At 30.4% G+C, this 14,450-nt stretch carries 13 protein-coding genes; all 13 read right to left on the bottom strand.

Annotation, left to right across the window (positions count from 1 at the left end):
- Positions 1-13: 13 nt before the first annotated feature.
- The 13 genes from DQN46_RS00400 to DQN46_RS00340 all read right to left on the bottom strand — a co-directional run bounded on the left by DQN46_RS00400 (position 14) and on the right by DQN46_RS00340 (position 14,160).
- Positions 14-1,435 (bottom strand): hypothetical protein, encoded by a 1,422-nt coding sequence (locus DQN46_RS00400; RefSeq protein WP_111742618.1) that lies wholly within the window; start codon positions 1,433-1,435, stop codon positions 14-16.
- 62 nt (positions 1,436-1,497) lie between these two features.
- Positions 1,498-2,538, bottom strand: a complete 1,041-nt coding sequence (gene tarQ / locus DQN46_RS00395) for a teichoic acid biosynthesis protein TarQ (protein WP_111742617.1) — start codon at positions 2,536-2,538, stop codon at positions 1,498-1,500.
- Positions 2,538-3,992, bottom strand: a complete 1,455-nt coding sequence (locus DQN46_RS00390) for an O-antigen polysaccharide polymerase Wzy family protein (RefSeq protein ID WP_111742616.1) — start codon at positions 3,990-3,992, stop codon at positions 2,538-2,540. Before DQN46_RS00390 ends, tarQ begins: the two co-directional genes overlap by 1 nt.
- A 14-nt stretch (positions 3,993-4,006) precedes the next feature.
- The gene (locus DQN46_RS00385) at positions 4,007-4,993 is read right to left on the bottom strand and encodes a glycosyltransferase family 2 protein (protein ID WP_111742615.1); all 987 of its coding nucleotides are present in this window, start codon (positions 4,991-4,993) and stop codon (positions 4,007-4,009) included.
- Positions 4,977-5,822: a LicD family protein gene (locus tag DQN46_RS00380; protein ID WP_170120618.1), complete on the bottom strand. Its 846-nt coding sequence runs from the start codon at positions 5,820-5,822 to the stop codon at positions 4,977-4,979. The genes DQN46_RS00385 and DQN46_RS00380 overlap by 17 nt, the downstream gene beginning before the upstream one ends.
- The gene (locus tag DQN46_RS00375) at positions 5,815-7,032 is read right to left on the bottom strand and encodes a DegT/DnrJ/EryC1/StrS family aminotransferase (protein ID WP_111742614.1); all 1,218 of its coding nucleotides are present in this window, start codon (positions 7,030-7,032) and stop codon (positions 5,815-5,817) included. The genes DQN46_RS00380 and DQN46_RS00375 overlap by 8 nt, the downstream gene beginning before the upstream one ends.
- A gap of 201 nt (positions 7,033-7,233) precedes the next feature.
- Positions 7,234-7,914 (bottom strand): sugar transferase, encoded by a 681-nt coding sequence (locus DQN46_RS00370; protein WP_111742613.1) that lies wholly within the window; start codon positions 7,912-7,914, stop codon positions 7,234-7,236.
- A 138-nt stretch (positions 7,915-8,052) separates the two neighbouring features.
- Entirely contained in the window at positions 8,053-9,924 is a 1,872-nt protein-coding gene (locus tag DQN46_RS00365; protein ID WP_004633937.1) for a polysaccharide biosynthesis protein, read from the bottom strand.
- A gap of 148 nt (positions 9,925-10,072) precedes the next feature.
- Positions 10,073-10,324 carry a hypothetical protein gene (locus tag DQN46_RS00360; protein ID WP_111742612.1) on the bottom strand — a complete coding sequence of 84 codons (252 nt, stop codon included), beginning with the start codon at positions 10,322-10,324 and terminating at the stop codon, positions 10,073-10,075.
- Positions 10,325-10,326: 2 nt separating this feature from the next.
- Positions 10,327-11,286 (bottom strand): CdaR family protein, encoded by a 960-nt coding sequence (locus tag DQN46_RS00355; protein WP_111742611.1) that lies wholly within the window; start codon positions 11,284-11,286, stop codon positions 10,327-10,329.
- An 11-nt stretch (positions 11,287-11,297) separates the two neighbouring features.
- Entirely contained in the window at positions 11,298-12,107 is an 810-nt protein-coding gene (gene cdaA / locus DQN46_RS00350; RefSeq protein WP_111742610.1) for a diadenylate cyclase CdaA, read from the bottom strand.
- A 287-nt stretch (positions 12,108-12,394) separates the two neighbouring features.
- The gene (locus DQN46_RS00345) at positions 12,395-13,492 is read right to left on the bottom strand and encodes an NAD(P)/FAD-dependent oxidoreductase (RefSeq protein ID WP_111742609.1); all 1,098 of its coding nucleotides are present in this window, start codon (positions 13,490-13,492) and stop codon (positions 12,395-12,397) included.
- A 284-nt stretch (positions 13,493-13,776) separates the two neighbouring features.
- Positions 13,777-14,160: a hypothetical protein gene (locus tag DQN46_RS00340; protein WP_111742608.1), complete on the bottom strand. Its 384-nt coding sequence runs from the start codon at positions 14,158-14,160 to the stop codon at positions 13,777-13,779.
- Between the last annotated feature and the right edge of the window lie 290 nt (positions 14,161-14,450).

Below are 14,450 nucleotides of genomic sequence, written 5' to 3'. Positions count from 1 at the left end.
AAAGGTATATAAGCTATACTACTAGCTTATATACCTTTATTGTTTTTATTGAATATTCTTCCTTATAATTTTTTTCTATAAATGCTTTTATGTAGTAATCCGTAGCTTTCTTATAATCATAACGCTCATCAAAAATTATATATTTAGGCGCTCTCTCTTCAAAGCTGCTCCTAACATCATCTATAATAGGAGTTTCATCTTCTAACGACGGAATAAAGAAAAACTTACTATTTGCCAACCTCTCCGCTTCTAAATATATTAATCCTTGCATTCTATGACTATATATCCTATCTGTATTAGCGGTATTATTTTTAACATATTGAGCAATTTTAACCTCATCATTGAAATAGTTATAATTTCTATTTTCTATGTTCGTTAATATGTTTTGAATAGGCGTATAATAAATGATATAAACACCTAACAGTATATATACTATATTGACCTTAAATATCGAACTCTCTAAAATTATACTTAATATCGGGATAACTAAAGGAATCAATACTAATAAATAATGTAAATATGGTCTCTTAGATAATAAAGCAAAAACCAAACATAAACCTATAGCAATGGCAAAAAATAAAATTCTTCTACCATATTTTCTATAAGCAATAACTACTCCCCCAAAAAATATCAATGATATATTGAGTCCATTAGCTGTCTCAATAAACCACTCTAGAATCTTTCTTTTCCCTAATCCTTGATTTTTCGCGTAGATAAAATTCATCGTAAATGATTGATAAATCATTTCAGACAATACACCTTTTATTGATAGATATATACCTAAAGGAATAATAACTACAAATATCCCTAGTATAAAATACATGGTAAAAGTCGCCAATTCTTTATATTGTTTTTTAGAAATTTTGTCTACTAAAATATATAAAGAAAAAATTAACCATATCCCTATCATATTGGCTCTTGTGAAAAATACTAAAGCTAAAGACGCTCCTACTAGTAATATTTCTAATCTACTTACTCTTTTTACTAAGAAATATTTTATATAAATATATAAGGAATAATTTATTACTGGTAAAACATATCCTTCTATTCCCCAACCTAACTCAAAAAAATTTTCAAATAAGACAAGGATAACTACTAATACAATGATAGAATTTCGTTCATTAGTGAATAACCTCGCTATTAAAATACTAGTATAAAAAAAGATAAATATACAAATCAAATAGACTATCTTTATACCAAATTCTCCATTTAATATATATCCAAAATAATTTATTAGAAAAATTATTGGCCCCTTATGATCAAATAAATCCCTGTACAAAACCTCTCCGTTAGACATAGCATACCCGAAATATTCGAAAATAGATGCATCGCTAAGCCCCAATGCGTAGCGAGCTCTAACAGGCATAGTAAAATAAACAAGTATTGTGAATACACTGCTCCATAGCCATCTATTATATAGATATATTTTTTTCACCTTATTTCCCTCCTTATAAAAAGATAGCCTAATTCAAAAGTTAGACTATCCTTTATAAAAAACTATAGTTTATAAGTCGCTATACCTAATACTTTTTTGTTTAGGTTTTGAACTACTTGTAATGTTTCCTCAAAGTTTTTATATCTAGTTACCCCATACTCCTCTACAAATAGTACGCTATCTGCTACTAGAACATCTTTAACATTATCTATATCTCCAATAGCTATATTATCAGCTAATACTTTCCCGTACTCTTTAGCAAACTTATTTATAACTTTTTTATTTGACCCTAATAAAACTAATGAACTATTTCCATTTTTATATTGAATTATTTCTTTCAAGTTATCTGCTGAATCTAATTTTGTTACAAAATTAATCCCATACTTGCCATAATCCCCAGCCCTATTAATTGTCGGATTAAAAATATATACTATTACATTTCCTAATATAGTAATGATTAACGCTCCTACGCCTAGTATAGCTAGACGGATTAGTAAACTAATTTTATTAACTCCTGACTCTGTACTTGCAGCTTTAGCTAATTCTTGAGAATTTACCGTATCTAATTTTTCGATTGTTACATTAGAATAAGTATTTTTAAATTTTTCAATCAAATTATCCAATTTTTTCTCTATAATATCATTAGCTAACTTACTTGAAGTTAGTATTTTTACAGATATTCCTGCATTGTTAATTAGCGAATTCACTACTATTTTCTTATCCCAATAATCAAAATTAGAGTTTTTAAGAGTTGTTACGCCTGTATCTAATTCTGAAGAAATTTTACTCATATCTTCAGAAGTTAAATCATTGAATAAAAATGCTCCATTTAAATTAGATTCTATTAATTTACCATAGAAATCTCCATATCCACCTATTTTATTCTTATTAAAATTTTGTTGTTCTTCCAGTGGTGAAGTAATCTTATAACTAACATAACTTGAATAGTTCGTGGTATCTTTTATTATTGTTTTACTATTTAGTGCCTTATATGTATATGGCACTGCGATTATACAAAATATTAATACTAAAGCTACTATATTAACTAGCCTTTTTTTATAAATATTAGCAACTAAATCTGCTACTGAATAATTTTCAAACATTACTGTCCTCCTGTATCATTTACTACATATTTTATATTGTTCTTTAGCAATCCTGCACTTACAAAAATTACAATTATTATTCCCCAAAATTGCAACGTAAAAAGACTAAAAAAGCTTTCGGAAAAACTACTTCTTGGCATGAAAAATAGATTATTTAAAACTAATAAAGTCATCCCAAATAACAATATTTTCCCTGAATATGCAATTCTCATCATTAATATAAATAGTATTCCTAGCAAAATGCTAAATAAAAATACGCCTGCTAAGCCATAGTCCGTATATATTTCCATAATATAGCTACTACCAATACCATGACCTTCTAAATATTCTTCCTTCATAACTATATATGAAATATTGTGAGGATATCTATCACTTTGAAGCGCTAATTCCATACTATTATTGGTTGCCGTAAATGGTCTCCCACCAAATAATATAGCCAAGTTCCCTTTAGAAAAATACTCTATTATTGGACTAAAAGTATAATTTCTAAATTCTTTTATCGGTAAGTTGCTTTCATATAAATAACCTCTTGTTAAGACACCAAAACTTGTCCCTTGTTTATAAATAAAATCTAGTAGGATATCAAAAACTCCAGTTTTATTTATTTCTGCATCATCTCGTACATAGTTCAAAAGTCCCATAGCTACCATCATTAGTGGCGCCCCTATGTACAATACTAATTTTTCTTTTAATCCTATCCATTTATCTTTTTCTTCTTGATTTCTTATAAAATAATACAAAAATGCAAATATAACACTTAATACAAATGGATTCCTTGTTCCAACTAAAAGATTTATTACATTCGCAAAAACAAACGCCCCTAATACTAAAGCAGAATAGAATTTTTTGGGTTTTGTAGCTAAATATATACACATAGCATAAACTACAAATGTTGATAATATGTATGTAAAGTAAGGAAGTTCGCTTTTAAAATTGGCGTAATACTCATAGTAACTAAAGTTCATTCTATAAATCAGTCTTTCAATTAATCTTATTAAATAAAAGGGATATGAAACGATAAATACAGATAATGATGTTTTCCTTATATAAGATACCCAATTCTTTCTTTCTTCATTTTTATTATAATTATTGATTACCCGCTCTTTTTTAGATACTAAAAATCCACCTATAGTAAGTCCTACTAATGATATAATAACTGATATAAATGCAAATCTATATGCATCAACTTGATATGTATTTAATACTCCATTTTTAAGATAATCTATCGTCGGTCTTGAGACCAAAAAGATAAAAATAGTAATATAGAATAACAGGTGTATTATATAATATCGTAAATTATTGAATGTATATAGGATACTACTAACCAAAACTAATAACACTGTAAATAATAATACTTGTATACTATTGGTATATATGTATATTATTCCCATTAAAATCGCTGTTAAACAACTTAGAATTGTTAATAAGAAGTATATCCTTTTTCCATCGATCAAATACGTTACCTCCTTTAATCATGTACTTTTTTACTATTTTTAATGTTTTTAAATAACAACATTCTATATAACTTAATATTTATTAATAAAGTTATGGCTGCTATTCTTCTTCCAGTTCTAAATATATTGTTCCTAAAGATTTTAAATGCATTTTTCTTTAAAAACCCTACTATTTCATCATAATCTTCTATTTTTTTGTAATCATCTTGAAGTAGCATTTTATCTAAAATTACAAAATATGAATATGATAATCTAAAAAAAGCTTCTTCTTTAGTAGATAAGGCATTATTCAGTGCATAATCATAGAACTTAGTATATATATCAATGCAAGATAAATCTCTTTTTTTATAACACCCTTCTGTTAAACTTCCCTCTCTATGATAATAATTGTACAATGGTTTTGTGTTTACTACATATCTTTTTGCTAATTTTATTAACTCATAATGATAATATGCATCCTCATAGATTCGTCCTACAGGAAATTTAATAGTTTTCGCTATCGAAGCTTTTATCAACTTATTCCATATTCCTCCCGGTACCCGTTCTCCTTTCAAATACTCCCTTAAAAATTCCTCATTATTCAAAATTAAATATTCATTTATATTCCTAGCTTGAGGAGTGTGGTTGTTTTCATAGACGTTCATGACCCCGCAAACAGAAACATCTGCATTCTCTTTTTTAATTTGAGAATACAACTCGCTTAACATTTCCTCGTTAATATAATCATCTGAATCAATAAATATCACATATTCTCCTGTTGCATTATCAATCCCTATATTTCTTGCTTCAGATACTCCTCCATTTGTTTTATGAATAACTTTAATTCTGTCATCTTTTTTAGCAAGTTCATCACATAATTTTCCGCTATTATCTGTAGAACCATCATCTACTAAAATAATTTCAAGGTTTTTGTATGTTTGGTTTATTATAGACTCTACACATCTTTCTAAGTATTGCTCTACATTATATACTGGAACAATGACACTAATTTTTTCGCCCATAATATTCTCCTTTATACTTAATATAGCTATTCTCCATATCTGTAATCACTGCATCATGATGAGGAACCTGTTTTTCTATTGGAGGTGGCGTCATATAATCTCCAAAAGCTGTTTTCAAATATATATCATAACCGACTGGAATCGGCATCTTTGTATTTTCAAAATCTATAAAAATACTATCTTCAAATGCCTCTATTGGATATTTTTTCTTCATATATCCCGGTCCAGTACAAAGCTCAGTTATTCCATCGCTCTCTTCAAGTGTGTATTTAGTCATTTCTTTTTCAGCTTTTTTCCAAATTTTGTAACGGAGTTTCTTCGGCGTGAATCCCAATAATATTGTACTACCCCACTTCATAACTTTTCCGTGTTTTTCTGGAATAGTTTGTGCACAAAACAATGAATAAATCAACGCCCAACGAACTTGTTTTTTTCTGTTTTTATCGTCTTTTGGATAATAGTCTAATGGAATAACATCAAGAGCTAGCCCATGAGGTATTTCTAGATCTTGCTGATAGGGCTTAATACATGTTGTTTCCTTATCGCGTATCGTAATGAATAAGTTTCTATCAACAAAATCCTCAGAACTTTTTGATAAGAAATATTGTTCTTTTGCGTGTTTTCTCCATAATTCTGGAAGTCTTTCATAATCTCTTCTTGGCATAAAGAAATCTAAATCATCATCCCATGGTATAAAACCTTTATTACGAAGCCCCCCTATGGCTCCACCACCACATAAATAGCACAGCAGGTTATGTTCTCTACAAAATTCAACAAAATATTCAGCCATCTCTAGACTTTTATTTTGAATCTCTTTTAAACTACTCACCTACTACCTCCGCTATTACTTCTTTAAAGTTTTCTACAATAACATCTACATCCTCATCACTAAGACGTGTATGCAATGGTAATGTCACTTCATTAACATAATATGAATAAGCATTTGGATAATCATTCATATCAAAACCTAAATTTTTATACGCTGTAAGAAGTGGTAATGGTTTATAGTGAACATTACAACTAATTCCACGTTCTGCCATTTTCGTAATGATTTCCCCACGTTGTTCAAATGTTGCACCTTCTACATGTGTAATATATAAATGGTTTGAACTTTTGTGGTCTTTTGTATTATGAATCAACGGAATTACTTTGCTTCCTTTGAAACCTTCATTATATTGTTCAACAAGTTCTAAACGACGTTCTAATAATTTAGGATAGCGATCTAGTTGAATTAAGCCGATAGATGCCATAATATCCGTCATATTGCATTTATATCCAGGAATAATAATATCATATTCCCAAGAACCAGCTTTTGTTTTCGCCAATGCATCTTTTGTTTGACCATGAAGCGAGAAAATTTGGAATTCTCTATATAATTCTTCATTATCAAGGTTTGGGTTTTCACGCCAAGTAACGCTTCCACCTTCTGCTGTTGTGAAGTTTTTTACCGCATGAAATGAGAATGTTGTAAAGTCGGCAACTGCACCAACTTTTACTCCTTTATACTCACTGCCTAAGGCATGCGCCCCATCAGCAATAACAGCAACACGCCCAAGTTTTTCTTGATAAATACTGTTCGCTTCAAATAACTCTTTTTTACTTTCTACTACTTCGAAAATTTTATCATAATCACATGGAATACCCGCAAGATCCACCGGAATAACTGCTTTTGTTCTTGGTGTTATTGCATCAGCAAGTTTAGAATAATCCAGCTCTGCACTATCAGTTTGAATATCAACCATAACAGCTTTTGCCCCTACATGATAAATAACACTACAAGATGCTGTATAAGTTAGAGCTGGAACTATTACCTCGTCTCCTTTTCCTATACCCAGCACACGTAAAACAAGTTCTAACGCTGCAGTCGCTGAATTTAAACATACTGTTCTAGGTGTTGTTGTATATTCTGATAGTCTTTTTTCTAATTCTTTTGTTTTAGGCCCTGTTGTTATCCATCCAGATTTTAAAGTATCCACTACTTCATTTATTTCTTCTTCTGTAATATCTGGTGGTGAAAAAGGAATATTGTATTTTTTCATTTTGACTCCTAACCTTTTATTATTTATTAACCTTCCTTTTTATGTTATCTCTTTATTATACTCTAATTTTGAAAAAAATTCAGCTATCACGTCAAAAAAAACACAAGAGAATAGCGTGAAGCTTTCTCTTGTACCTCTATGTTTGGATTGTTAAAGTTAATTTTCATATAGTAGCTACAACGTGAAATTAATCTTATTCTACTACTTTATGACCGCTAACGCTGTTAGTATCATTATTTTTATATCATTTACTATACTAAAGTTCTTGATGTAGTCTAAATTGTATTTCATCTTATCTGGCAGAACTTCTTCAATATAAATATCATCGATAGAACGTCCTGTCCCTTTGAACTTTTCAATTACTTCATCCTCATCTTTGTATTCAATACTCGCAGGAGACGTTATTCCTGCTGGGAGAAGTAATGTTGCGTTCATTTCATCAGTATAACGATTAACATATTTTGCAACTTCTGGACGAACACCGACGAAGCTCATATCTCCAAGAAGCACATTAAAAAGCTGTGGCAGTTCATCAAGACGAACCTTACGAAGTTTATCCCCAGCACGACTTATACGTGGATCGTTATGTTCAGTCACGGCTGCACCAAGTTTGTCTGCATCTTTAACCATTGTTCTAAATTTAAAAATCCTAAATGGACGCCCATAAGTAGTAATACGCTCTTGCCTATAAAACACTGGCCCCTCACTGTCCAACTTTATCCAAATAGCAATAGCCAAAATTATAGGACTTAATGGAATAAGTAATATCAAAGCTAATACTTTATCTAAAAACAACTTTAGAAACAACGATATTTTTCTCTTTTCTATTTCTTCTCTATATTTTTTTACTATCTCTGTTTCAAATCTTTTATCTATATTCATCTTTCACCTTACTTTTATTCAAAACTGAAAATCTCTTTGAATAAGTTTATTTTTCCTTAACAATTATAGCACACTTGTTAAAATAAAAAAAGATAGAGCAAGAACTCCACCGCATTTAGCGATGGAGTTCTCATTCTTCTACCCATTATAACAATTTATTATATTAAACAACTCATCGCGAATTTCTTCGTTAGTTGCATGTCCTAGCATCGCTTGTAGTTTGTCTAGCTTAACATTTAGTTCGTCTACATCGATGTCTAAGGTTGTATTTTTATAAATCATTTTGTTATCTGTTTTCTCACTATTTTCGTAATCTAATGATAATTCTTCGTACATTTTTTCTCCTGGACGAAGCCCGATTTCTTCAATAGCTATATCTTTATATGGTTCTAAACCTGAAAGTTTGATTAGGTTTGTTGCCAGATCTATAATTTTTACCGGCTCTCCCATGTCTAGAAGGAAAATTTCTCCCTCACTCGCATAATAACCAGCTTGTAAAACTAACTGCGCCGCTTCTGGTATAGTCATAAAGTAACGAATAATATTACGGTGTGTTATTGTTATTGGGCCACCTTTTCTTATTTGTTCTTTAAAGATTGGAATAACAGAACCATTAGATCCTAACACATTACCAAAACGGACGGCTGCAAATTTTGTTTTATATTTATTACCTTTTGACTGTAAGATAATCTCTGTTAAACGTTTTGACGCGCCCATTGCATTTGCTGGATTTACCGCTTTGTCAGTCGAAATCATAATAAATCGTTCAACATCTTTTTCTATTGCTACATCCATAACATTTTTTGTCCCAAAAACATTATTTTTAATAGCTTCTTGCGGGCGACGTTCCATTAAAGGTACATGTTTATGAGCTGCCGCATGGAAAACTACCTCTGGTTTATATTTATCAAACACTTCTCTTAGAGCCTCTTTTTCACGAATGCTGACAATTTCTGAGATATAATTTACACCTTCATATTCTTTCGAATGACTTCTTTCAAAATCAAGATCACGCTCTAACATATAAAGAGCATTTTCATTTACATCTACTAAAATTAAATTACTCGGTTTAAATTTGAAAATCTCACGAACAATTTGGCTACCAATTGAACCACCAGCACCTGTGACAAGAACGCTTTTCCCGCGTAAATAACTGCGAATTTCTCCTTGGGAAAGCTTAACTTCCCCACGTCCTAATAGGTCCTCTATTGAGACATCTTTAAGGTGTTTTGAAATACTTTCTCCATCTTCAACTGTTACCCCAGAGCCCATAACTTTTATACTAATATTTGCTTCTTTTAAAATATTTAATATTCTATTTTTATTGTATGCGTCTATAGATGGTATAGCTAAAAACACTTGTTCAACTTCATACTTTGGAATAAGTTTTAACAATTCATAAGTTGTTCCTACAACAGTTACACCACTTATTACAGAATTTTTTCTTCTGTCATCAATAAGCCCTACAACATTGGCACGGAAAACATTATTTTTAGATAATTCTTTTAACAGTATATATCCAGCATCTCCCGCTCCAATAATAAAGGTGTTTTTATATGTGGCTTTTCCTGTACGTCCTACTTCTCGCTCACGTAACGCACGGTAAAGCATTCTAATAAACATAATCCCGGCAATAATTAATAATGGTGAGAAAATAGCAAATCTTATATTAGAAAATGTATCAGGCAGCATATATTGATATAGTATGCTTGTAATTAAGTCTGCAACAAATACCGAAACGCAGATATTAACAATTTCATTAACTCCTAAATACGACCATAAAGATTTATTTATCCCAAATAATTTAAAACTAATAGCGTATATAATTAAGGAAATAATTAAAAACCCACCTATTTCTATATAGTGCGTGGTTAACATTGCGAAAGGATCCGAAGCCTTACCTAAAAATATTGACGCAATAATTCCCAACGCTACTATTTTCAAATCTAGTAACATTATCAATTTAAAGCGGTGCTTTATATATATTTTTGATGAAAACAATTTATCCATACTAATCTCCTATAATTTTATTAGAATTCTGTTTTTTCTCAACCTAAAATCGAACTCCAGTTAGACTTCATTTTGACAATAACATCCTTCTAAAACTATACTTCTTAAAATTAGGAGCTAAAGTAAATAACATTAGCTCCCCCTTTTCCTAAAACATTTTGTATCCAAAATAACCAGCGGCAGCAACTATAATAATCAAAACTACTATACTTACCTTCCTCGTCTCTTTTATAACAATTATTTCTACAATTTTTTGAATTACAAGTATACTGATTGCCACAGCTATAGCTACTAGTTTTGTCTTTTGATTTTCGATAAACATCGTTCCTATTATTATAGCTAAACTCAATACCGTTATCAGCATATTCACCGCTAAAAACATCATTTTTTTATCTGACATGCTTATTTTTTCCTTACTTTTATAGTTACTTTTACTATTGGTGTGTCAGTTGCTACTCGAAGATCTTCTTTTGAATAAATTTTCAAGTTACTACGTTCTTCTGTCTCTTCCTTAACATCACTCAAGTCGACATCAACTAGCATTTTTGTTATTCTATCCAATGTTTCTTGACTTTCTGTTCGAATAGTAACCTTACTTACATCTGCTGTTACACTAACTAGTTCATACCCAGATGGTAGTTTCCCAATAGTATTAACTTCCAACGGAACTTCTTTTTCTAAACTTTTTAGCTCAATCGACATTACCGTTGAACCAGGTTCTATCTGAATATCTTCTATTTTGTTATAATTACTGTCATAAGCAACTAATTTTGCTTCTTCTTTAGTATTTTTGCTTAGTTTCGTACGAGTTGCACTTTCTGCACGAACTTCATGTATTCTATTAATACTATCAATATCCCCAGAAATTTTTACAGTTTCGTTATTAACGCTAAGTTTTTCTATTTCATACCCTATTAGTAATCTCTCTTTTTTCACAGTAGGTGTTACCTTAAACTCACGCGTTACTTTTTCTCTAATAGAAATCGTAATTGTCCCCGGCTCAACTGTGCCTTCAAGCCCACTTTCTAAACCTTCTATTTCTAGTTTTACCTTCTGGTCATCACCTATTTGAGCATTTTTAAGATTTAACTTAACTTTGAAACGACGAGCTACACTTTCTTTTTGAACTTTCGCCAATGAACCAGATAATTTTACTGAAACAGTATTTGGTATTCCAACTACGTATAATTTATCTTTATCATACTCCGCTTCAAGAGGAACCTCAGTTACCCACGCAGTAGATTTATTATCACTATTTCCTAATACAGAAAAGTTCTTGAAATTTTCGTTTACCGATATAAACAGTAGTATTGCTATTAAAAATGATATTAACTTTAATTGATTATTCTCTTTTAATCTCATAATATCACCTCTTATTTAATAATCTTTTCATTTTGTTGTTGCCAATTTTCTTCTAAATACTTCATCAATTTTTCATCGGTAAAATCTGTCGTTAATTTACCATTTTGGCATACACTTATTTTTCCTGTTTCTTCTGAAACAGCAATAACAATTGCATCTGTAAGTTCTGATAGTCCTAATGCTGCGCGGTGACGCGTCCCATAACTACTAGCTATACTTCTATTATCTGATAATGGTAATACGCAACTTGCAGCTCTAATTTTATCTTTATTAATAATCATCGCACCATCATGAAGTGGTGTATTTGGAATAAAAATATTAATAATAAGCTCATGTGTTACTTCTGCATTAATCTCTATTCCACTTTCCACATATTCATCAAGACCTGTATTATTTTCTAATACAATAAGAGCACCTATACGACGTCTTGCCATATGTCTCGATGAAGTAGCGACAGCCTTTATGATATGATCTTTTTGTCCTTTTTGAACATCTTTATAATTAAAATTGAGAATATTAGTCCACTGAACCCTACCTATATACTCTAAGGCGCGTCTCAATTCTGGTTGGAATATAATCATAATTCCCAACACTCCCCAAGTAACCACTTGATCGAATATATAAGTCATCGTTGTAAAGCCAATAAAGTTGAAAAATATTTTCAATCCGATAATGATTAAAATACCTTTAACTAATTGCATACCACGAGTACCTTTTAACAATGTTAATAACTTATATACTAAAAACCATACTAAAAGTATATCTAGCAGGTGAATAACTAATGTTAATGTACTTATGCCTGATAGGTAATCAGCTATCATAATAATCTCCTTTCTTAAGTAAGCAATATATCCTTATTTAAATACTTACTTTTTTATTTTTATAGTTATGATGTAAAATAAATGATAAAGATTAAAATCATCTTTCTAACTATACACATACTACATAACTACCCACATTTTATTATAACATAAAATATGGGGATTGTAAGATGTTTTTGAAAATAAAAAGAAGATATTTTAAAGTTTTTTCAAATATCTTCTCTTACTTAATCAACTGAATATTCTCGTATATAAAATTTCTAAATTTATTCTATATTGAAATAATCCTAATCTTTTAGACTTATATAAGAATTTATATCGTAATCTTGTGAATCTAACTCATTTTCTCTCCCTAAAATAATATTCGCAACACTATATCCAATAATAGGTCCAGTCGTTAATCCTGACGAACCTAATCCACTTACTGCAAAAACATTTTTTAGCGTTGGCACCTTTCCATAAAATGGTGAATAGTCAGACGTATACGCTCTAATACCTACTCGTTCATTAATAATTTGTGCATCAGCTAATTCTTTTAAAAACTGTTGAGCTTCATTTCCAAACACATCTAACTTTGTTCTATCTATTCCCAAGTCAAATCCCATATCATTTTCATGAGTTGCCCCAACACTAACTACACCATTTTCAGAAGGAATTATATCTAGTTCTCCTTCTGGCATAATTACTGGATAAGCACCTGTATTATTATCTTTTATTTTATAATCACGTAGTTGTCCTTTTTGAGGACGAACGTCAACTTCAAAACCAAGTGGCTCTAAGACATCTTTTAACCACGCACCTGTCGCAAGAACTACAATATCAAACTCCTTGTTATCTATTAAATACTTATCGCTAGCTAATCCTAAAGTCACCTTTTTATTAAAGACTTGCGCCCTTGATGCTTCAAGCAAAGTTTTCACAAAACGCTCCCCTTCTACACGACCGCCACCGCTAGCATAAAGTACATCCCCATTGTTATCAAAGCTTGGAATTACTTTTTGAACATCTTCTTTAGACAGTAATTTTAGCTCGCCTATCATCGGTGATAATTCCATACGACTTTCGGCTAATTCTTTTAATTCTGGTAATTTTGCTTCATCTTTTTTTAATAAATATACGCCACATTGTGAGTAAAAATTCGTATTGATTCCTTCAGCTTCTAAATCTTGAACAAGTTTCAAGTAAAAATCTGCGCCTAAACGCGCCATCTTATACCACAGTTTATTACGACGTTTCGAAAACCATGGACTTATTATACCTGCTGAGGCCTTCGTTGCTTGCCCTACACCGTAATCAAAAACTGTCAACTCTATATCGTTATCTTTTGATAAATAGTATGCGCATGTTGCACCAACTATCCCTCCACCTATTATCGCTACTTTCATAGTTTACCTCACTTGCTAGTTTTTAATTTTTTTCAAAAATTCTACTATAAAAATTATACATCAAAAAAAAATGCTAGTAAACTTTTTGTACAATAAAACTAGCTTGTAAGGTTCTCTTTGTGTATCACTTTTATATATCCTTACTCCTTTGTTCCTCTCTTCTGATAACAAAGATAATACTATCTTTTTTAGAAGTTGCACTCACCCTCCCACGCTGTATATATTCTCTTGATTGTAACTATTTTAACATACTTAGTATATCTGTATTAAAAACTTTAAATTTCCTAAATATATTTTATATCTACATTATCTATTTTCACATCTTCAGGTAGTATTCTTTCTCTTCTTTCTAACTCTTTAAACTTAACTTCCGGACTAAGTCCTATCTCATCTGTAGAATTGTTTAATTGTTCTTTTCTCGATAAGTAAATCACTGTTTTATATCTATCTTCTTTATTTATTTTAAAAGTCAATCTATAATAACCTGGCTCGATAGTTTTTTTAAATTCTAAAAATTCTATTGACTTTATATCATAATTTTGAACTAGTCTTTTCACTAAATTTTTTTGTTGTTCTCTTGTGATTTCTTCTTTTCCACAACGTGAAATAGATACCGCTATAACTCCTACAACTAGCAAACTAATTACTATTTTTATTATTTTCTTCATTTTCTACCATCCTTTGTTTTTATATCATATTTTTGAATAAAAAATAGCGTGTTTATATTCTATTCTCGCTTAAAATCTTATTGTAAATACGCTCATTCCCTTGACTACGTTACAGTTTCTTATGATAAATACTTATACTCATGATCTCTAATCATATACTATCCTTCCCAATATTTTACCTCTACATTACTATTGCTTTTTTCTTATCTTTCTTTCAATTTGTTTACCCCTACTTTCCTCTATGTAATGTACCATACCTATATCCCTATTTTTACCAATATCATCAACTC

This window comes from Gemella morbillorum (assembly GCF_900476045.1).
Lineage (GTDB): Bacteria > Bacillota > Bacilli > Staphylococcales > Gemellaceae > Gemella > Gemella morbillorum.
This window is presented reverse-complemented; position numbering and strand designations above follow the sequence as displayed.

Excerpts from the sequence above, each read along its gene's own strand:
- DQN46_RS00360 (WP_111742612.1), bottom strand. The coding sequence starts at position 10,324 with ATGTCAGATAAAAAAATGATGTTTTTAGCGGTGAATATGCTGATAACG.
- DQN46_RS00370 (WP_111742613.1), bottom strand. The coding sequence starts at position 7,914 with ATGAATATAGATAAAAGATTTGAAACAGAGATAGTAAAAAAATATAGA.
- tarQ (WP_111742617.1), bottom strand. The coding sequence starts at position 2,538 with ATGTTTGAAAATTATTCAGTAGCAGATTTAGTTGCTAATATTTATAAA.
- DQN46_RS00340 (WP_111742608.1), bottom strand. The coding sequence starts at position 14,160 with ATGAAGAAAATAATAAAAATAGTAATTAGTTTGCTAGTTGTAGGAGTT.
- DQN46_RS00355 (WP_111742611.1), bottom strand. The coding sequence starts at position 11,286 with ATGAGATTAAAAGAGAATAATCAATTAAAGTTAATATCATTTTTAATA.
- DQN46_RS00375 (WP_111742614.1), bottom strand. The coding sequence starts at position 7,032 with ATGAAAAAATACAATATTCCTTTTTCACCACCAGATATTACAGAAGAA.
- cdaA (WP_111742610.1), bottom strand. The coding sequence starts at position 12,107 with ATGATAGCTGATTACCTATCAGGCATAAGTACATTAACATTAGTTATT.
- DQN46_RS00365 (WP_004633937.1), bottom strand. The coding sequence starts at position 9,924 with ATGGATAAATTGTTTTCATCAAAAATATATATAAAGCACCGCTTTAAA.
- DQN46_RS00385 (WP_111742615.1), bottom strand. The coding sequence starts at position 4,993 with ATGGGCGAAAAAATTAGTGTCATTGTTCCAGTATATAATGTAGAGCAA.
- DQN46_RS00345 (WP_111742609.1), bottom strand. The coding sequence starts at position 13,492 with ATGAAAGTAGCGATAATAGGTGGAGGGATAGTTGGTGCAACATGCGCA.